This window comes from Natrialba hulunbeirensis JCM 10989 (assembly GCF_000337575.1).
GTDB classification, from domain to species: domain Archaea; phylum Halobacteriota; class Halobacteria; order Halobacteriales; family Natrialbaceae; genus Natrialba; species Natrialba hulunbeirensis.
Genome location: NZ_AOIM01000018.1, coordinates 1 through 18,663, shown reverse-complemented (window position 1 = coordinate 18,663; position 18,663 = coordinate 1). Strand labels below are relative to the sequence as shown.

16 protein-coding genes are annotated in these 18,663 nt (G+C 60.8%); 8 read left to right on the top strand and 8 right to left on the bottom strand.

Annotation, left to right across the window (positions count from 1 at the left end):
• Positions 1 to 17: 17 nt before the first annotated feature.
• Both C483_RS07430 and C483_RS07425 read right to left on the bottom strand, forming a co-directional pair.
• Positions 18 to 683, bottom strand: coding sequence for a DUF3267 domain-containing protein (locus C483_RS07430; RefSeq protein WP_006652741.1), 666 nt, complete (start codon positions 681 to 683; stop codon positions 18 to 20).
• Between the two features lie 36 nt (positions 684 to 719).
• Positions 720 to 1,136 (bottom strand): UPF0146 family protein, encoded by a 417-nt coding sequence (locus C483_RS07425; RefSeq protein WP_006652740.1) that lies wholly within the window; start codon positions 1,134 to 1,136, stop codon positions 720 to 722.
• 39 nt (positions 1,137 to 1,175) lie between these two features.
• On the opposite strand from C483_RS07425, the gene C483_RS07420 reads away from it, so the two are divergent.
• From C483_RS07420 to C483_RS07410, 3 genes are all read left to right on the top strand, one after another.
• Positions 1,176 to 1,697 carry an archaemetzincin family Zn-dependent metalloprotease gene (locus tag C483_RS07420; protein WP_006652739.1) on the top strand — a complete coding sequence of 174 codons (522 nt, stop codon included), beginning with the start codon at positions 1,176 to 1,178 and terminating at the stop codon, positions 1,695 to 1,697.
• A gap of 36 nt (positions 1,698 to 1,733) precedes the next feature.
• A complete protein-coding gene (locus C483_RS07415) occupies positions 1,734 to 2,372 on the top strand; it encodes a class I SAM-dependent methyltransferase (protein WP_006652738.1) in 639 nt (212 codons plus the stop codon).
• Between the two features lie 264 nt (positions 2,373 to 2,636).
• On the top strand, positions 2,637 to 3,632 hold the full coding sequence (locus C483_RS07410; protein WP_006652737.1) for a hypothetical protein: 996 nt from the start codon (positions 2,637 to 2,639) through the stop codon (positions 3,630 to 3,632).
• Between the two features lie 119 nt (positions 3,633 to 3,751).
• On the opposite strand, the gene C483_RS07405 is transcribed toward C483_RS07410, so the two are convergent.
• The 3 genes from C483_RS07405 to C483_RS07395 all read right to left on the bottom strand — a co-directional run bounded on the left by C483_RS07405 (position 3,752) and on the right by C483_RS07395 (position 8,676).
• Entirely contained in the window at positions 3,752 to 5,566 is a 1,815-nt protein-coding gene (locus C483_RS07405) for a ribosome biogenesis/translation initiation ATPase RLI (RefSeq protein WP_006652736.1), read from the bottom strand.
• A 2-nt stretch (positions 5,567 to 5,568) separates the two neighbouring features.
• Positions 5,569 to 5,892, bottom strand: coding sequence for an EMC6-like membrane protein (locus C483_RS07400; protein WP_006652735.1), 324 nt, complete (start codon positions 5,890 to 5,892; stop codon positions 5,569 to 5,571).
• An 84-nt stretch (positions 5,893 to 5,976) separates the two neighbouring features.
• On the bottom strand, positions 5,977 to 8,676 hold the full coding sequence (locus C483_RS07395; RefSeq protein ID WP_083860408.1) for a vWA domain-containing protein: 2,700 nt from the start codon (positions 8,674 to 8,676) through the stop codon (positions 5,977 to 5,979).
• 282 nt (positions 8,677 to 8,958) lie between these two features.
• On the opposite strand from C483_RS07395, the gene C483_RS07390 reads away from it, so the two are divergent.
• Together C483_RS07390 and C483_RS07385 are read left to right on the top strand one after the other, a co-directional pair.
• Complete coding sequence (locus tag C483_RS07390; protein WP_006652733.1) at positions 8,959 to 9,252, top strand: MarR family transcriptional regulator; 294 nt, start codon at positions 8,959 to 8,961, stop codon at positions 9,250 to 9,252.
• Between the two features lie 90 nt (positions 9,253 to 9,342).
• Positions 9,343 to 9,756, top strand: coding sequence for a hypothetical protein (locus C483_RS07385; RefSeq protein WP_006652732.1), 414 nt, complete (start codon positions 9,343 to 9,345; stop codon positions 9,754 to 9,756).
• A 21-nt stretch (positions 9,757 to 9,777) separates the two neighbouring features.
• Here the strand turns inward: C483_RS07385 and nadE are convergent, their stop codons facing one another.
• Positions 9,778 to 10,779, bottom strand: coding sequence for an NAD(+) synthase (gene nadE / locus C483_RS07380; RefSeq protein ID WP_006652731.1), 1,002 nt, complete (start codon positions 10,777 to 10,779; stop codon positions 9,778 to 9,780).
• 191 nt (positions 10,780 to 10,970) lie between these two features.
• The gene (locus C483_RS07375; protein ID WP_006652730.1) at positions 10,971 to 12,866 is read right to left on the bottom strand and encodes a PINc/VapC family ATPase; all 1,896 of its coding nucleotides are present in this window, start codon (positions 12,864 to 12,866) and stop codon (positions 10,971 to 10,973) included.
• A 253-nt stretch (positions 12,867 to 13,119) separates the two neighbouring features.
• On the opposite strand from C483_RS07375, the gene C483_RS07370 reads away from it, so the two are divergent.
• Both C483_RS07370 and C483_RS07365 read left to right on the top strand, forming a co-directional pair.
• On the top strand, positions 13,120 to 14,883 hold the full coding sequence (locus C483_RS07370; RefSeq protein WP_006652729.1) for a globin-coupled sensor protein: 1,764 nt from the start codon (positions 13,120 to 13,122) through the stop codon (positions 14,881 to 14,883).
• A 168-nt stretch (positions 14,884 to 15,051) separates the two neighbouring features.
• The gene (locus C483_RS07365) at positions 15,052 to 16,188 is read left to right on the top strand and encodes a M20 family metallopeptidase (protein ID WP_006652728.1); all 1,137 of its coding nucleotides are present in this window, start codon (positions 15,052 to 15,054) and stop codon (positions 16,186 to 16,188) included.
• Positions 16,189 to 16,255: 67 nt separating this feature from the next.
• Here the strand turns inward: C483_RS07365 and C483_RS07360 are convergent, their stop codons facing one another.
• Positions 16,256 to 16,612 carry a hypothetical protein gene (locus C483_RS07360; RefSeq protein WP_006652727.1) on the bottom strand — a complete coding sequence of 119 codons (357 nt, stop codon included), beginning with the start codon at positions 16,610 to 16,612 and terminating at the stop codon, positions 16,256 to 16,258.
• Positions 16,613 to 16,913: 301 nt separating this feature from the next.
• Between C483_RS07360 and C483_RS07355 the strand changes: the two genes are divergently transcribed.
• A complete protein-coding gene (locus tag C483_RS07355; RefSeq protein ID WP_006652726.1) occupies positions 16,914 to 18,539 on the top strand; it encodes a carboxypeptidase M32 in 1,626 nt (541 codons plus the stop codon).
• Positions 18,540 to 18,663: the final 124 nt, after the last annotated feature.

Below are 18,663 nucleotides of genomic sequence, written 5' to 3'. Positions count from 1 at the left end.
CCGTACGGCCACCGCCATCACACGAGCGGCGAACCCACGACCGCGAACGCGAGCAGCAACAGCCCGATCGCGTAGAGCACGTCCGCCCACAGCCACGAGAGCAGGCTCACGACGTAGACCACGAGAACGAACGGGATTCCGAGCAGGACGAGCGGTGAGCGACGCCACCTGGCGCGTGTCTGTGCCCAGAGTGCGTTCGCGTCGCCGGTGCTCGGAAAGGCGTGGACGCCGATCACGAGTCCGAGCCAGCCCAGCGCGACCGCGCCGGCGAGGAGTTCGCGCGATGCGGCCCCCGGATCGACGGCAGGGAGCACGCCGCTGGACGGGGTGACGATTCCAGTTGTCGTCACGAGGTCCGCGAACACGAGCAGCGCGCCGAACGCGACGACGGTGTTGACCAGAAACGGTGCGACGCCGATGACGAAGGCGTTGAGATACCGTTTGGGCTGCTCGTGGCGGACGTAACCGGCCGGGTCCCCGAAGCGAAAGTAGACGACCTCGTGAATCCGTACACCGGTGAGCCGGCAGGCAATCGCGTGTGCGAACTCGTGAACGACGACGCCGGGGGCGGCCGCGATCTGGAGGACGACCCAGAGGACCGTCCCGAGGCCAGCGATCACTGCGGTGATGATGGCGGTGATGAACACCAGCAGAAGGGCGGAGAGCAGTGGGTCGGGGAGCACGGGTCGTCCTGACGGAACAGTTCCATTGATGTTAATTCATGCGTCTCGACCCGAACCGGATCGCTGGCTCACGTACAGCGTTCCCGTCTCGATCGTTCGGCGCTCGACCGGAATCGCGGGCTGGTCGCCGCCGAGCGTCGTAAAGAGCAGGTCTGCCCCCGCTTCTCGGGCTACGTCGCGGGCGGGTCTGTGAAGTTCGGGCGGCAGGTTCCGGGCGTAGATCGCGTCCGCGTCGGCGTAGATCGACGGATCTGGATCGACGATATCGTCGTGAACGAATCTAACTCCCTCTGGAACGTCCCGGTCGTAGATATCCGTCGCCGTCACGGTACAGCCACGCTCGGCGAGCGCCGCGGCAACGTCCGTCCGACGGCCGATCCCCACCTCGACGAGCCGGTCGTATGCCGCGAGAATCGCTGTCAGTGTGGTTTGATTTCGCCGAATGTGGCCCATGGCGGGATGTTTATGAGCAAAGCGACCATAGCGTTTGTCATGCTCGTCGACATCGTGCCGGTCGGCAACGTCCCCGCGGCAGTCAAACGGGCGGCATCCTCCGCGTTGCGGTCAGTCTACGACTGCGACGTCTCCGTGACTGACTCCCAGCCGGTGCCAAACGGCGCGTACGACTCCGGACGCGATCAGTACTCCGCCGAAGCGTTCATCCAGCTCGCAGAGCGCGTCGGCCGCGGTGCAAAGAATATTGCTATCACACCACACGACCTCTTCTACCGTCGCCGAAACTACGTCTTCGGTCTCGCCTATCTAGACGGCAGCGGCAGCGTCGTCTCGACCTACCGCCTGCAGACCTCGAGCGACGGCGGCTTCTCGAACAAGAGTGCCAGCGAAATCTTCGAGAATCGCGTCCGTAAGGAAATCGTCCACGAGATCGGTCACACCTACGGCCTCGAACACTGCGACAACAACCGCTGCGTGATGAACTTCTCGCCAACCGTTCGCGAAGTCGACATCAAAGAGGAGAACCTCTGTGGCAGCTGTCAGCGACTGATTGGTTGATTCCCGAATCCTGCCGGCTCATCCCGTCTCATCACTATGACACCCTCCCCCTTTGAGACACATACCGACACGTACGACGACTGGTTCGACACAAACGACGGCGCCTATCGCGCTGAGCAGGCGGCACTCGAGTCCGTCTGTCCCGCTCCCGTTCCCGACCGGGCACTCGAGATCGGCGTCGGCACGGGCCGGTTCGCCGGCCCGCTCGACGTCTCCCTCGGAGTCGACCCCGCAAGCGCCCCGCTCGACCGAGCACGCGAGCGCGGCGTCACTCCCGTTCGCGGTGTCGCTGAATCGCTTCCGTTCGATGACGGGGGACTCGAGTACGTCCAGTTCGTCACCGTGCTGTCGTTCGTCGACGAGCCAACCACTGCGCTTACCGAAGCCCGTCGCGTCCTCGAACAGGATGGGACGCTCGTCGTCGCGTTCCTCGACCGGGCAAGCCCGGTTGGTGAGGTCTATCAGGAACACAAGGACGAGAGTCCGTTCTACGCCGACGCGGAGTTTCTGACCGCAGACGAGGCGTCTGCCTTCCTCGAGTCGGCCGGCTTCGACGTTGAGGCGCGCGTCCAGACGATTTTCGAGGATCCGTCCGAACTCGAGTCGGCGGACATCGATGTTCGCGAGGGCCACGGTGACGGCCTGTTCGCGGTGGTTCGGGCGACGCCGCTGTGATGTTGTGATGTTGTGACGTAAGATATCGACTACCGGTCTGGAACGTTCGGATTCGATGGATGATTGATTGCCCTGTGCACTGGACACACACATACACACAGACACACAGACACGATACTGGCAAACGACTTACACCGCTCGATCCCGTACGGGTGACTGACTACCCAATTTCGACAGTGTCGATGTCGATACCGACACCGGCAGTTCGATAGGGTACTCGTATTCACCCAGAACGCACTTCCAACGATACCCCAGACTCCACTCGTGACAGACGACCACTCTCCCACCGACGCAGATTCGGACTCCGACTCGAGTGCCGACGCTGACACTCCCACTCCTCCCAACTCGAACGCGAGTCCATCCGGCACGAACGGCGACGAGTCTGGCGGTGAGGCGTCCGGCGGCGAGGTCGAGATCGAAGTGACGCGCGGGGCCACCGAGTCGCGTGATCGCCGCGGCCGTCCCGACCGGACGGCTCGCACTGACCGCCCAGATCCCGACGGCCGTGCCAGCGACACTCGCCGCGATGGATCGCCAGACAGTGCGGTTGGCGATGCCAATCGGTCGAACGCCGCTCACCATCCCCAGGAAGGTCCGCTTGCCGACGAACTCGGCCGAATCGACGTGATGACAACTCCCGAGGGATACGTCGAGGGACGAATCGCCGACGTGATCGCACTCGACGAGACGACGGTCGAACTCACCGTCTCGCTCCCCCACGGCGAGGTCATCGCGTTCGAACTCGAGAAGCCGATCCCGTGGTCCGAGGACTTTCTGTTCGCCCGACTCATCGAAGACGTCGGCTACGACGCCGCGTCGATCGATCACGCGATCGGCGAACCGGTCTATCTCGCTCGAACCGACCTGCCAGCCGCAGACACCGAGGCCGGCACTAGCACTGCGACAACTACTGACGACTGGTGGACGTCCACCGTCCACGCCGCAAGCGACGCCGTCCTCTCCTCGCTCTCCCGCGGCCGGTACCGACTCGAACGCGCCGACGAACCCGAGTGGCGACTGGTGGACCCACTCGAGCGCCCCGATGCAGCACCAGAGACCGAGGACGACGGCGTGACGACCGAACTCGTCGGCACCGGACTGATTCTCTTCGGGACGCTCGTCGCCGCCGCCGGCGCGGTCTTCGGGGCGACCGGAACGCTGGTCGTCTCGAGTGCGGTCCTCGCTTACGCGTTGCTGGGTGTGTTGTTAGTGTTAGCTGGAATTGTCGTGGTCCTCGACCGGGACGTTACGAACCTCTGATCGGTCCGTACGCTCGTGTAGTGAACGGGAGCAACGGGGGGTCGTCGAAAATCCAAAATCGAAAACTCGAGGACGCGGAGATGCGGAGACTCGAATACGCGAAGACGCGGAGAACGTTCTCAGGGCGAGTAGTAGTACTCGCCTTCGCGCTTTTGCTCGCGGTCTAGCTGTGACTCCGGCTTGTTGATCCGCGGACGCGACGTACGCTCGTCGCGGCGGAACGTGACCTCGAGGTTTGCGAGGAACTCGTTCATGCCGTCGCGCATCGCCTGTGGTTGGCCGGCGTGACCGTGCATCGCGGGTTCGCCGTCGAAGACCATCAGTCGGTCCGCGAGCAGGTCGATCATGTAGATGTCGTGGTCGATGACCATCACGGTCGCATCCTGCTGTTCGGCGTAGCGGCGGATCGCGCTGGTCGCCTGCACGCGCTGTTCGACGTCCAGGTGTGCCGACGGCTCGTCGAGCAGGTAGAGGTCCGCCGAGTCAGAGAGGCAGGCCGCGATGGCGACCCGCTGGCGCTCACCGCCCGAGAGATCGGAGAGGTTCTGCTCCATGATCCGCTCGAGTTGGAGCGGCTGTGCGATCTCGGTGTTCCAGTACGAGGAGCCGAACTGATCCGTAATCGACGAGAGGAACGCGTCGACCCGCATGTGCTGGTCGATCGTCACGTACTGTGGCTTGTAGGAGATGTCGAGATCGAGATCAGCGTCTCCCTCGTCCGTCTCGAGGTTCCCCGTCAGCAACTTCGCAAACGTCGACTTCCCGATCCCGTTCGGACCGACGATGCCAAGGACTTCGTTGCGGTGGATCTCGCCACCTTCGACTTCGAGGCTGAACTCGCCATCGCCGTAGCTCTTTGAGAGGTCCGGATAGTCGACGAGCACGTCGCCGTGGGTCGCGGTTCGTGGGGCGTGCTCCTCGAACTCGATCGGGTTCTGGCGGATCCGCATGTTCTCGTTGTCGAGGTAGCCCGAGAGGTACTCGTTGATCCCGTTGCGGACCGACTTCGGCGAGGTAATCACACCGTAGGCACCGGGTTCACCGTAGGCGACGTGCAGCGTGTCCGCGAGCAGGTCGAGGATCGCGAGGTCGTGCTCGACGACGAGCATCGACTTGCCTTCGTCCTCGGCGAGTTCGCGGATCAGCCGCGCTGCGGTAACGCGCTGTCCGATGTCCAGGTACGGCGTAATTTCGTCCAGGAAGTAGAAGTCCGTATCCCGTGCCAGCGTCGCTGCGAGCGCAACACGCTGGAGTTCGCCGCCGGAGAGATCCTCGATCGCCTGGTCCATGACGGGGCCGATCGACAGCCGCTCGACGAGCGAGTCGAGGGCGTCGCGTTCGTCCGTCTGCTCCAACAGTTGGCGGGTGTTGCCGTCGAACTGTTTCGGAATCTGATCGACGTACTGTGGCTTTCGAGCAATGGTAATGTCGCCGTCGCGTACGTCTGCGATGTAGTCCTGGAGCTCTGTGCCGCGGTAGGCCTCGAGTACGTCGTCCCAGTCTGGCGACTCGTCGTAGCGGCCGAGGTTGGGCTCGAGTTCACCGGCCAGAATGCGAACGGCGGTGGTCTTCCCGATCCCGTTCGGCCCGAGAATACCGGTGACGTTCCCCTCCTGTGGGGCCGGGAGACCGTACAGGGAGAAGGCGTTCTCGCCGTAGCGGTGGGCGGGTTCTTCCTGCAGTTCTTGTGGCAGGTTGATGATCTCGATCGCGTCGAAGGGGCACTTCTCGACGCAGATACCGCACGTTTCGCCAAGACAGATCTCTTCGGAGATGCGAACCTGCTCGGGCTGTCCCTCTGGGGTTTCTTCGCCCCGGAGCGTGATGCACTCCTTGCCGGTTCGATTCGGTGGACAGTAGTTCTTGCACTCGTAGCTACAGCGGTCGGGCTGGCACCGATCCAGATCTACGACGGCGATGCTGTCATCCGCCATGGTTATGCGTTGAGCTCCGCGGTGAGCAGGATTCCCCACGTCACGAACCACATAGAGAAGGTCATGAACGTGATGAACAGGTAGTGTTTGATCCCGAACTCGTCGTCGCTGTAGATGCTCGTGGCGTCGAAGAGCACGATCTGTGCGACGATCGCGGTGAGGACGAGCAAGAGCGCTCGCGTATCGCCTGCGGCCTCACCCGGTGAGACATCACCGGTGAGCGCCATGGAGGCGAGCGCCGTCCCGACGCCGAGCAGCGCGGCCAGCGCGGTGACGCTGATCGAGCGAATGTGCTCGCGCCGGTCGCTAATCGATTCGGTCGACATGTCTGTGACTCTATCGTCGGTGGTGAAAAGGTGTTCGCATTCTCTATTGCACAAATAGAACCCTGAGTGTTGTTTTCTATCTGTCTACGACTCGAGTTCGACTGTCCGTTCAGCAATGTTGACCGCATAGCCACTTGTCGTCTCTCGTTCGTGAGTGACCGAAATCTCGACCTGGACTTCTGCATCGACTTCAATCTCTTCTCTTGCGATCATCTCGAAGAGATCATAGAGGTCGTCAGAGTCATCAACACCGTGGAACTCTCCACCAGTTGCTTCTGCCCACTCTATCAGTTTGTCCTCGGGGATTGGGTCGTGTTCGAGGCCATCGAGACCAACAGTATAGAGTGTAACATTGTTTTCGTTTGCCCGCTCTACCTGATCCCACATGAGAGCATCCCCGCTACTATCACTGTTTTCCCCGTCACTAAGAAGAATTGCAATACGCTCTTGCCCTTCTTCACCGTGCGTTTCGTAGTCATCGAGCGCTTCTCGCAGACCGGCACCCATATTCGTTCCGGCGTACCCATTCCCAGCGACACTATCTTTGACTCCTTCTAGATCACCAGTCAAATGATGGAGGGTTCTCCCATTGCTGTCGAACTCGTAAACACCTGCTCGGTCACCTTCTGATTCGTTCATCAAGTCGAGAAAGTGTCTCGTTGCGGCAACTCGTTGATCACTCGGATCGTTTCCTGGATGTTGATAAAGACCAAGATCGGCCTGATTAGTACAGGATCCAGCAAAGCATGTTTCATCAATGACTCGGACCTCATCCCACTCACTCGGATCAGCATAATCTTCCCGATATTCTAATATCGATGTTTCACCGACTGTTGTGTTTCTAACTTCTATATCGTGGCGTATTAACCCGCCTAGTTCACTGTGCGTATTTCGGAACGGTTCGTCAACTGGAATTGTCTCCCAATCAGAGCCACTGATTTCAGTTTCGGTGATTGGATCGTACACACTCCCATAGATGTTATGTGGTCCCATCGAACCAGAACTGTCGAGTATGAACGTCGCGTCAATTGGCGGCCTGGATTCGACATATTCGAAGAATAGATCCTCGTCACCATCCGTGAACGGCGTATCTGTTCGTAGCGTCCGATCGAAATTGACATGTACATTATCGCCAATCCCGACATCGTCTCCAGCGACAACCGCACCATCGATTGCTACGCCGTCGTTAGTTTTGATATCTGCGCCAGGTGCATAGATCACGCCCTGGAAGTCGCCATCAATTTCAATCGTCGAGTCACTCGTCCCGTATATCCACAGCGAATTAGCACGGTCGTCGGGATCGATGTTTACCTCGGAAACAGTGATGTCGCCATCGACGTAGAAACTTGTTTGATTATCTCCTTCGACCGTGGCGTCAGTGAGCGTCAGATCGTTTTCGACACCGATATGAACGTCGCCGTTGCTTGAGTCGAGTTGATCAATATGGGATGATGAGATGTCGCTGTAGAGTCCACTCGAAACATCACTTCCTGGAGCTGGTTTTTCGTTCAGGTAGTTGGTGAGCAGGTTATCGACTTCAGTGTCGATCTCATCGATGCTGTCGTACGGCTCAGAAAGCTCTGCTGCAAGTGCACGTGGTTCACCTCCCTCTTGCGGATCTAACTGGTAGATCGTATCTCCATCGTTATTCTCAATTTCTTTTCCATCGACGGAGACACCATACCCAATCTGTGTAATCACTGGGTTCCCCTGTGAGCCGAGTTCGCCATTTACGACGGGGATTCCGTCAATAACTGTGTTTCGTGCATTGTTATTCTCGTTTGGTGCCCCTGGTGCATTGTTTTTCAAATCATACTCGTTGTAATTGGCGAGGAAGATATCGTTCGTTTCTCTATCACCAACAGTCTGATTATCGTAGGCAGTCACTTCGAGTGCTGATCCGAAGTCGTTCTCGTCCCCCTCGATATATAATCCACCGTACACGGTCGGTTCGACATCGACGAGATTTGCTAGTGGCGTTTCACCATCAACACCAGCAACGACAGTAACCGTTTGTTCGTCTTCGTTGTGACAGATAATGTTCGTCGTTACCTCTGTCGCTGGATTGCAGTCCAGCCCAGAAACGTTGTCTTCGTCGGTCGCTTCGAACTCTTCTTTCAGAAAGTCGTACCAGCCATTGTGATAGTTTGTCTCTGAAACTTCAACGGTAACGTAGTTCACATACTCTAGCTCGTCACCAAGTAGGTCGAATTCTTGTAACTGTCCAGACTGTACAGTGTGTTCGCCGGACCCGACGGACCCTTGAATCGTTGTTGGCGAGAGATCAAGTCGACCAACCTGCTCACCATCCGAAAGTTCAGTATAGTACCTAATGTTAGGGTTCGAAACGGCCGTCGCGTACTCACTGTCGGATCGCCAGATGCCGCCTGCTTGGTATGCGTACTCATTTCCACTTTCGTCCGTCGTGACAATTGTTTCTAGTGGAATCCTCTCCTCGTTGCTATTGTACCCATCAGAGACGTTGACAGTCAGTGAACCGTCTGTTACTAACTTATTCTGTGTCCCATCTCCAAGGAAGACGGTTTCCGTTGTGTCGTTTTGCCAGCCGACGGACGCCAAGTCACTATCAAATTGCTTGAGTTCCTGTTCTGTCTTTTCCGCATGCGTCTGTGCTGTGAGCGCATCCAGAGCACCAGACCCAACGGCAAAGACGAGTGCCGCTCCCATGAATACCATCGCAAAGAGCAGGATAACTCCAATTAATGGAGCTGCTCCCCGATCCCCACTTTGTGATGATGACGGTTGGGTCACCACATCTTTCATTTACTGACTCTATTTATTACCAATACTTAAATCATAGTGTATATGGTCCTGTGTAGATTCAACAACCATGAGTGGTGCGTATCAGCTAGTGTTTCCCTTCTTTTTGTTTCATCCTACACCAATCATAGTGACATCTGCTGTTCTGACCAACTGGTCAATCGTAACTAATGGTACTTATAGGCGTAATACTCTCATTTTACTCAGGACTACACCTGGAATTTTCTGTGAGTTTGTCGGTGAAAGGCTCAACTTTTATACTGCTGCACGCTTTCGATTCGTAACATGGTAGAGACCGACGGGGAGGAGATCGAAGACTTGCCTCCGAGCGCCAAACTCGTTTTCAAGGTTCTCGAGTACGACGGGCCGCTCACCCAGAAGCAGATCGTCGAGGAGTCGATGCTCTCTGCGCGGACGGTTCGGTACGCACTCGAGCGTCTCGAGGAGATCGGAATCGTCGACGAAGACATCTACTTTGCTGATGCGCGCCAGAGTTTGTATCGGCTGGAAGAACCAGTAGCGGCGGATGGAAGCGGTGTGGAGGAGGCCCCGAAGAAAGACGCCTGCTGCGCAGAATAACCCCCTGCTGTCACTCTCTTTCTTGTTGTCCGACTCGGCGATGACACCAAGAACGGCAGGATTATTTTGATACAGTGACGCTCCCCAGATATGGACAAGGAGGCGTTACCGCGGTGGGGCTGGCTGTTGGTCGGACTGTTCGCGACGGCAATGATCGCGAATTTGCTCAACTTCACGGTCCTCGGGCCGGCAGGGTTGGGGCCGGACTTTCAGGTCGTCACGATTATCACGGCGATGTCGCCGGTGTTGATCTACGTCGGCGTCTGGTACGACGAGGACCGACAGCACTACTGGGAGCAGCCGCGCGAGCACATCATCGGTGACGTGCTGTTCGTGATCGTCGGTGCTGCACTCGGCTCGGCGCTCGCGTTGGTCGCAATCGTCGGATTTGGCCTCTGGCAGATCCTGCAGGACATCATCGCGATGGGTGCGGGCTTCATGCTCTCGTGGGGGCTGTTCTGGTGGCGAAATCCGAATCTGTACCGGTACGAAGCAGAACAGTGACTGATCGGCAGCGGTCACCAGTCAGTCTGTGTCAATATTGACACGCCTGAATTGGCTGACGTCCGGCGTCGGCGGTCGACGGCGCTTGTGCTCGGTTTCAGCACACAGCCACGCAATCGTTCGTGCCGTTTTCCAGTCGAGGTCGAGATCGGCAGCAGCGTCGGCGACTGATTGCTCTTGCTCGACCAGCCGGAATAGCAGTGGATCGATCGTCTCGTAGGGAGCACCGAGTTCGTTGGCATCGGTCTGGTCAGCCGAGAATCCGGCCGTCGGTGACTTGGAGATGATGCGCCGCGGAATGCCGATTCGTTGTGCGAGCGCCCGTACCTCGGTCTTGTAGAGGTCACCGATCGGATAGGTGTCCGCCGCTCCGTCGCCGTACTTCGTGAAGTATCCGAGTAGCAACTCCGAGCGGTTCGCCGTGCCAAGAACGAGTCGCTGGTCGCGATTGGCCGCGTAGTAGGCACAGCTCATCCGGAGGCGTGAAACGACGTTTCCGAGTTCGCAGTTGCGTTCGTTGGGTCGGTCGCTGCTGACGTTGTCGTCGGTACTGTCACTCTCACCGTCTCTGCCACTGTCGTCGTCTTCGATTTCGACCATGTCTCTCCTCCCGTCCCCGTCTCCATCGAGCCGACACTCGAGTACACTCGCCACCGTGTCGTCGAACAACTCGAGGAGCGGCCGCAGTTGAATCTCGGCGAACTCGATGCCGAGCCCTGCCGCAATTGTACGGGCGTCGCGGGCGTCGTGCTGTTCGGTTTTGTGACACGGGAGTGCGAGGGCGAGGACGCGCTCGGGACCGAGTGCCTCGACGGCTAGCGTTGCTGTGACGGTCGAATCGAGGCCGCCGCTCATCGCGACGACGACGCCGTGGGCACCTGCATCGGCGACGCGCTGTTGAATCGAGTCGACGATGCGGGAGCGAGCGGCTTCGAGATGGGAGTGAGTAGCGATGAACGGATCGGGCGGGACAGCTGTTTCTGCGTGGACGTTTGTCCGGTCTACACTGCGTTCAGCACACATTGTTTGGATTCACCATGTTCGTTCTATCTGGTGGGACAATCGTCTCACATATATACGAACTCCTTAAACAGCTAGTAATCTTTCACCGTGATGGTGGTCGTTCATATAGTTCCAACTCACGGAATGGTTGGAAACAAATGCAACGGCTAACTCGTTCTGAAGATTACGACGACACGGTTACGACAGCACGATTACGAGGGCACGACCGTAACCGGATCCTTCCGGTCGATCGCCTGTTCTAACTCGTCCGCGATCGCGCTGCCGCGCGAAACCTGAATTTCGCCGCCACGGCTCACCGTCGCGGTGAAGAGGTAGTCGCCGCCGGCCTGGATCTCGACGGTTTCGCCGTGGTTGCCGTCGACGGGGATAACGATGTGGCGGGAGGTAATTTCGGGCGTGACCATCTGGCCTGCAGCCTGGCCACCGCTGCCGCCACTGCTACCGCCACCGCCGCCGTTCGCGCTTGTACCGGCCGCACCTGCGCCGTAGTTCGGGTTCTCGTCGTGCGTTCGCACGTCGATGTCGATACCGAGCCGGTTCTCGATGTCCGTAATCCGGCCGCCGCCTTTCCCGATGACACTCGAGATGTCGTCGTCTTCGACGTAGACGGTGGCGGTGTTCTGGCCCTTTAACTGGACGTCGACGTAGCCGCGGGCGACGGAGCGAATCTCGCGTTCGATCTCCTGTTTCGCGATGCGGTCGACGCCGGATTCGCTGCCGGGGCCGCCCTCTTCTTCCTTGAGGGGGACGGTGACGACCTGCCGGTTGAAGGTGTAGATTTCGTACTCCGGCTCTCCGGTTTCGAAGTTCGTGACCTGGATGACGGGTCGTGCGAGGTCCTCCTCGGTAAGACCTGCGGGTACCTTGACCTCCGTGCGCACGTCGTAGACGGTGTTGACCTCCCCGGCCTCGATGTAGACGACGGTGTCGACGACCTGTGGGATCATTCCGAGTTCGACGCGGCCGACGAGGCGCTGCAGGGCGTCGATCGGACGGGTCGCGTGCACGACACCGATCATGCCGACACCGGCGAGGCGCATGTCCGCGAAGACCTCGAAGTCGTCGGTCTTGCGGACCTCGTCGTAGATGGTGTAGTCGGGTCGGACCATCAGCAGGGCGTCGGCCGTCTTCGCCATCTCGCCGCCGAGTTCGGTGTACTGGGTGATCTCGGGGCCGACCTGCAGGTCGCGGGGTTTCTCCATCGTCTTGACGGCGTAGTCGTGGTTCGAGATGAACCGGGCGACCGCCTGGGCGAAGGTCGACTTCCCGGCCCCGGGCGCACCGGAGATGAGGACGCCGCGCTGGCGCTCCAGAAGGCGGTCTTTCAGCTCCTCGGCGTTCTCGTAGTCCTCGATGTCCGTCTGGGCGATCGGCCGAACCGCGGTGATCTCGATCCCGTCCGCAAACGGCGGGCGACCGATCGCGATCCGGTAGTCCCGGAACTGGACGATCTTCATTCCTGGCTCCGAGAGTTCGATGAAGCCCTCCGAAGACTCCTTCGCGGCGTCGATGACCTCGCGGGCGTACTCGTCCATCGTCGCCTCGTCCAACGGCTCGTCGGCGATCTCCTCGTAACGCATCTCGCCGAGTTCGCCGCGCTTTGCCATCGGGGCGGTGTCCGTCTTCAGGTGAACGCTCATCGTCGCCTCATCGAAGTACGTCTCGACGGTGAGCGTCCCCACGTCGACTTCGCGGGTCTCCGGAGCGACGTGCTCGACGTCGAGGCCCTTCGCCTCGGCCACCTCGGCCTGGACGATATCGCTCGTGAGGAAGGTCGCCTCGAGGTCCTCCGCGATGTCGCGGATCAGCGCGTCGATCTCGCCTTCGGAGGCGTGTCCGCGCTCGATCGCGTTCGGCCGCTCCCCGACGTACTCGAGTTCGATCGCGCCCTCGTCGGCGCGGTCGGCGAGTTGCTGGAGTTCTTCCAGGCCGTCCCAGCCGGTCTCGATGCCGTCGTTGGCCTGCGCCTCGAGTTCTGCGACGACCGCTTCGGGGACGGAAATCGTCGCTCCCTCGAACTGCCCATCGTCAATCGTCGCCGAGACGCGGCCGTCGATGACCACGCTCGTATCCGGCACGACGTTCATACGTGAACTGGTTCACGTACGCCTATAAGGGTGTTCACCGCACGACCACGGTGTCAGTTCTGGGCTGTTGGGTCTGGATTACTGGATCTGGGCTGTTGAGTCTGGCTTGTTTGTTCTGGCCTGGTGATTGCTCAGTACGATGGGTAATAGACTGCTGACCGCTTGGCTACACGTAACAATCGACACCCCATTCTTGTTCGGCGAGAACAGTCACGGAAATTTCAATGATTCACCTCCGATCGACTCCTAACCAATGCAACCGGAGGAGACGTTCGGAAACGGCGGACTCAACGGCACGTTCGACGTCGACGACCTCGTCGATCGCATCGGACTCGACGACGGTGAACTCGCCTGGCGGAAAGCATTCATCGGCTTCGACTCGGCCGACGAGCGGCGACTCGCCGATCTCGAGCCGCTGTTGCGTGACAACCGGGAAGCGATCGCCGACGACTTCTACGACAACGTCCTGCAGTACGACCGAACGCAGGCAATCGTCGACCGATCACCAAAGGGGACTGACGCGCTCAAACAGACCCAACAGGCGTACCTTGTCTCGCTGGCGACCGGTTCGTACGACCAGGACTTTTTCGCGAATCGCGCTCGGATCGGCAAGCTCCACGAGCTGCTCGACATGCCGCTGCACCACTACGTGGGACAGTACGGCGTCTACTACGAATTACTGCTCTCGCGGCTGAACGAGCGCGTCCAGCAGCAGGTCGTGGATGCGATCATAGAGTGGGCAGACGAACGCGAAGCCGAGGCCGACGCCGACGATCCGGGCACAGGACTCAGTCGGGTCGTGAGCGCGCTCGGGTTCGGACGTCACGATGTGGAACCGGAAGCAGAGACAGAAGCCCAGTCAGGCGATACTGGCGATGACCGTGGTGGCGAACACACCGACACGACTCGAACTACACTCGAGGAGTCGTTCGAAACGACGGTTCGCGAGGCGATCGACGACGGCATGCTGGACGTGCTCTCGCTGTTGCGCCTGCTCAATCTCGATATGCAAATTGCGGTCGACACGTATGTCGACGCCGACGCACAGCGGCTCGAAGACGAAATCGAGCGACGGGCTGCTCTCGCTCGGGAGGTCGAATCTGACGTTCAGGCACCGCTTGCTGACCTTCACACCGCGGGGGAGACGGTCGCTCAGCGGGCTGAATCGATCAGTGACCAGACTGAAACGCAGGCAACCCACATCGCCAGCGCCGCCCGGGAACTCGACGACGTCAGCGACGCTGCGGACGAAATCGCACACGCAGCCGACGAGGCCCGCGCTGAGAGCGCTCGAACCGAGCGCTTCGCTGCCGACGGCGTCGATGCGGCCGACGAGGCGCTGGACGAACTCGGTGCGATCGAGGACGCGACCGATCGCGTCGCGGCGGACATGGACGCGCTCGCCGACCGGATCGAGGCGATCGACGATCTCGTCGACCGACTTGACGATCTGACCCAGCGAACGTCCGTGCTGGCCGCGAACGCGAAGATCGAATCCGCTCGAGCGACGGGTGACAGTGGCGCTGGTGCCGCCACCGGAAACGAGACCGGCAGCGAAACCATGGGCATCATCGCCAGCGAGGTCCGCACGTTCGCCCAGCAGACGAAGGCCGATCTCGCCGACATTGCACGCGCCGCGGAGGCGATCCGCGAGGACGCCGCCGCCGCAGTCGAGGCCACCGAGGAGACGGTCGAGCGCGTCGATACCGGCACGGACCGCGTCCGTCGAACGATCGACTCACTCGAGGAGATCCACGAGTCGGCACGGACGACGACCGCGCGAATGGACGAGGTCGCGGCCGCCGCCGATCAACAGGTCGCCGGCGTCGAATCGACGGCACAGACGCTTGCCGACCTCTCGGAGTCGGCCGACGAGGTTGCGAGTTCGGCTGCATCGGTCGCAGCGGCGAGCGAAGAACAGACGGCGAGCCTTCGGACTGTCCGCGACTCGGTTGATCGGCTTACCGGTGGGATCGAGACGGGGGTCGACGCCAGTCATCCGAGTCGGTCTGTTTGAGCGCTGTGCATGGCGATTTGAACACGGTTTGGCGGTCGATCCACGCTGTCCGGTGGACTGAACAGCTCGGCTGTCGATACGGACCCTGTAACGATTTGCCGGCGCAACCGCGACTCGTGCGGCGGTTGCGCCGGAACTGACTTACAGTAAACCGTAGACACCCTGACCATGACAGTTGCGTCGCTGACTCGTGAACTCGTCTCGATTCCGAGTCACACGGACGAGGGTGAGACAGAGGCAGGCGAGTTCATCGAGTCGTGGCTGCGCCGCGAGACGGACGCGGACGTCGAGCGAGACGCAGTCGGGAACGTGATCGCACGCAAGGGACCTACAGCGGACGGCGACACCCTCGCGCTCGTCGGCCACCACGACGTCGTCGAACCGGACGACACCCAGCTCAAGGCCGACAGCTCCTCTCACGTTGAGGAGCGAAATGGCCGCCTCTACGGCCGCGGCACAGCCGACATGAAGGGAGCCGTCGCAGCAGCCATGCTCGCGTTCCGCGACAGCGAGCTCAACGCATCCGACTCGAGTAGCTCGCCACAGTCCGGTGAGACAGACGCCCCCGGCGAACTCGTCTTCGCGAGTTTCGTCGGCGAGGAAGTCGGCGGTACGGGAGCGCGACACGCCATCAGCGAGGGCTTTTCCCCCGAGTACGCCATCGTCGGCGAGGGCTCGACCAACTACTCCGGCCCCGACGTGACCGACGTCGTCGTCGCCCACAAGGGCCGCCGGGGGAGCACGATTACGGCACACGGCAGCGCCGCCCACGCCAGCGAGATCGACGCTGGCGAGAACGCAATCTACCGCGCGACCGACGCCGTCGATCGCATCCGGGCACTCGAGTTCCCCGCGGCTGACGTGGCCGGGGAGGTACTCGAGGGCACCATCGCGGTCACCGAGATCGGGGGTGGGACGGCGATGAACGTGATCCCCGACCGCTGTGAGGTTACGGTCGACGAGCGGACGGTGCCGGGCGAGCGCGCGGATCTCGGACAGGTCGAGGAACTCGTCGGTGTGGAGTGGATGGTCGACCAGGATCTGCCGCCGATGCGATGTGACGACATGTCGTTCGCGGGGACGGTGCAGTCGGTTGCCGATGATGCCCAGTCCGGCTCACCGGAACTCGTGACGAAGCCGCACGCGACGGACGCGGGGTGGCTTTCGGAGGCGGGAACGGAGTGTGTGATCTACGGGGCAGCCGAGCCTGGGGAGGCCCACACCGACGACGAGAGCGTCTCGATCGAGGTACTCGATCGCTGTTACGAGACGTATCGTGGTGTTGCGGAGACGTGGCTGCAGTGAGGGGGTGGCTGAGCAGCGTCTCTGACGAAGGAGACCACAGCCAGCAAACGCACCCCGACCAGCGCTGTTAGACGCCCGGTACGCCAACCGCCTCGAAGCCGGTGAGGCCGAGCGCGGCGAGGGCGTAGAGGACGATCAGGACGGTGACCCACGCGACCAGGCCGATCATTGCGGCGGCAGTCCAGTCGGCAGGGTACCGGAAGTTGATCACTGCAATGTACGCGACCAACGCGAGGAGGGGGCCGACGAGCGGAATCCAGCCGACGAGATAGCCGACGACTGCCCATATTATCGCGCCGAACAGCGCGGTGACGATCGCGTGGTCGAAACTGCGCTCGCCGACGATAATCCGCGCGCCGACGTAGATTCCCAGTGCACCGATGAGCAGGCTGACGACGAAGACGACGGCTGATGCGACGACCATACCCGTGACACAGCAGCGAACGCGAACAGCCTGCGGCTTGCACGTTCCATCCGTGTATCACCGGTCCCGCGTATCGTAGTCCGGAACCCCCTCACCCGCTCGATAGCACGGATTCACGATTAGTACCGGTGCTGACAGACGTGGCTGCGTCGCTGGTGGATAGATAACGGATCGCTGGCTGACCGCCGGTCGACCACCGGCGGGTTGTTAATGGACGCGTGCCGACCTCCCCCACCGCGACTTTCGGACAGCAGGTTCCGGAACCACGAGGTTGATACCAGTACCCACGTTATCGGCTCATATGTCAGCCGATCAGGCCCAACCCGAGGGGGAGGGATCGACCTACGACGAATTCGAAACACGCATCGAGCGCATCTCGAACGTCGCGAACGCCGGCGGTGTCCTGCGATGGGACCAGGAAGTCGTCATGCCCGAGGAGGGTACGCCAGCCCGGGCAAAACAGCTCTCGACGCTTTCGTCGATCACCCACGAACTACTGACTGCCGACGAGACCGGCGACCTGCTCGAGGAACTCGAGGACAGCGAGACGGCCGCATCGTCTCGAGACGGGAGCGGTGAAACCGCGAACAGCGACCTCGACGGACAGCAGGCCGCCGCCGTCCGCGAGGTCCGCCGGCGCTACGACCGCGAAACCAGCGTCCCACAGGCACTCGTCGAGGAAATCTCCGAGACGACCGCGAACGCCCATCCGACGTGGATGCAGGCCAAGGAGGAAGACGACTTCGAGGCCTTCGCGCCGACACTCGAGAAACTCGTCGAACTCAAACGCGAGTACGCGAACCACATCGACCCCGACGCGGACCCCTACGAGGTCCTCTTTGCGGACTACGAACCGTACCTCGACCTCGACACCGCAGAGCGCGTGCTCGAACGCCTGCGCGACGAACTCGTCCCGCTGATCGATGCGATTCAAGAGAGCGACGCCGACATCGAAACCGACGCGTTCTCCGGCACGTTCGACGACGATGATCAGGAAGCGCTCGCCCGCGACGTGCTTGACTCACTCGAGTACGACTGGTCGCGCGGCCGTCTCGATACGGCACCGCACCCGTTCTCTTCGGGGACGCAGTACGACGCGCGCGTGACGACGCGATTCGAGGAGGACGACCTGCTCGGCTCGATCACGTCCGTTATTCACGAATTCGGCCACGCGAACTACACGCTCGGGCTGCCGGACGAACACTACGGGACGCCGCTGGGTGAGTCGCGGGACCTCACCGTTCACGAGTCCCAGTCGCGCCTGTGGGAGAACCACGTCGGTCGCTCGCGGCCGTTCTGGGAGCACTTCCTGCCGATCGCTCGTGAGCGGTTCGACGAACTCGCGGACGTCTCTCCCGAGGCGGCCTACGAGGCTGCGAACCAGGTGTACGACGACAACCTGATCCGCGTCGAGGCGGACGAACTCACCTACCACCTCCACATCGTGATCCGGTTCGAAATCGAGCGCGAACTGATCTCTGGCGACCTCGCGGTCGAAGATGTCCCCGAGGTCTGGAACGACAAGTACGAGGAGTACCTCGGCGTCCGCCCCGAAACGGATGCAGAGGGCTGCCTGCAGGACATCCACTGGTCGCACGGCTCCTTCGGCTACTTCCCGACGTACTCGCTTGGCTCCGTGCTCGCCGCACAGCTCTATGCTGCGGCCGAGGACGATATTGGGGGCGAGGCGACCGCCTCGGAAGAGCCGAGCGGCGACGAGCCGCGAGGCGCGTTCGACGACCAAGTTCGCGAGGGCGAGTTCGACGACCTCAACGGCTGGCTCCGCGAGAATATCCATCAGCACGGCAAGCGCTACACGACGCCCGACCTGATCGAGGACGCCACGGGCGAGGCGTTCACGGCGGACTACTTCCTCGAGTACGCCAAATCAAAGTACGGCGAGCTGTACGAGCTGGACGACTACTGAGGCCGCCCGTCTCGAGCCCCACAGATTCGTTTTCTGCTATTTTAACCGCCTACAGCTTCCGGTCGTCTCGATCGCCCCTTCCCGAGGATTTAGTAGCGCTTGCTCCTGTCTCTTATACACATCT

What these genes read in the sequence shown, in the direction of transcription:
- C483_RS07425 (WP_006652740.1), bottom strand. Translation starts at nt 1,136, where the DNA reads ATGGGCCACATTCGGCGAAATCAAACCACACTGACAGCGATTCTCGCG.
- C483_RS07420 (WP_006652739.1), top strand. Translation starts at nt 1,176, where the DNA reads ATGCTCGTCGACATCGTGCCGGTCGGCAACGTCCCCGCGGCAGTCAAA.
- C483_RS07415 (WP_006652738.1), top strand. Translation starts at nt 1,734, where the DNA reads ATGACACCCTCCCCCTTTGAGACACATACCGACACGTACGACGACTGG.
- C483_RS07405 (WP_006652736.1), bottom strand. Translation starts at nt 5,566, where the DNA reads ATGGCGGATGACAGCATCGCCGTCGTAGATCTGGATCGGTGCCAGCCC.
- C483_RS07400 (WP_006652735.1), bottom strand. Translation starts at nt 5,892, where the DNA reads ATGTCGACCGAATCGATTAGCGACCGGCGCGAGCACATTCGCTCGATC.
- C483_RS07395 (WP_083860408.1), bottom strand. Translation starts at nt 8,676, where the DNA reads ATGAAAGATGTGGTGACCCAACCGTCATCATCACAAAGTGGGGATCGG.
- C483_RS07390 (WP_006652733.1), top strand. Translation starts at nt 8,959, where the DNA reads ATGGTAGAGACCGACGGGGAGGAGATCGAAGACTTGCCTCCGAGCGCC.
- C483_RS07385 (WP_006652732.1), top strand. Translation starts at nt 9,343, where the DNA reads ATGGACAAGGAGGCGTTACCGCGGTGGGGCTGGCTGTTGGTCGGACTG.
- nadE (WP_006652731.1), bottom strand. Translation starts at nt 10,779, where the DNA reads ATGTGTGCTGAACGCAGTGTAGACCGGACAAACGTCCACGCAGAAACA.
- C483_RS07375 (WP_006652730.1), bottom strand. Translation starts at nt 12,866, where the DNA reads ATGAACGTCGTGCCGGATACGAGCGTGGTCATCGACGGCCGCGTCTCG.
- C483_RS07370 (WP_006652729.1), top strand. Translation starts at nt 13,120, where the DNA reads ATGCAACCGGAGGAGACGTTCGGAAACGGCGGACTCAACGGCACGTTC.
- C483_RS07365 (WP_006652728.1), top strand. Translation starts at nt 15,052, where the DNA reads ATGACAGTTGCGTCGCTGACTCGTGAACTCGTCTCGATTCCGAGTCAC.
- C483_RS07360 (WP_006652727.1), bottom strand. Translation starts at nt 16,612, where the DNA reads ATGGTCGTCGCATCAGCCGTCGTCTTCGTCGTCAGCCTGCTCATCGGT.
- C483_RS07355 (WP_006652726.1), top strand. Translation starts at nt 16,914, where the DNA reads ATGTCAGCCGATCAGGCCCAACCCGAGGGGGAGGGATCGACCTACGAC.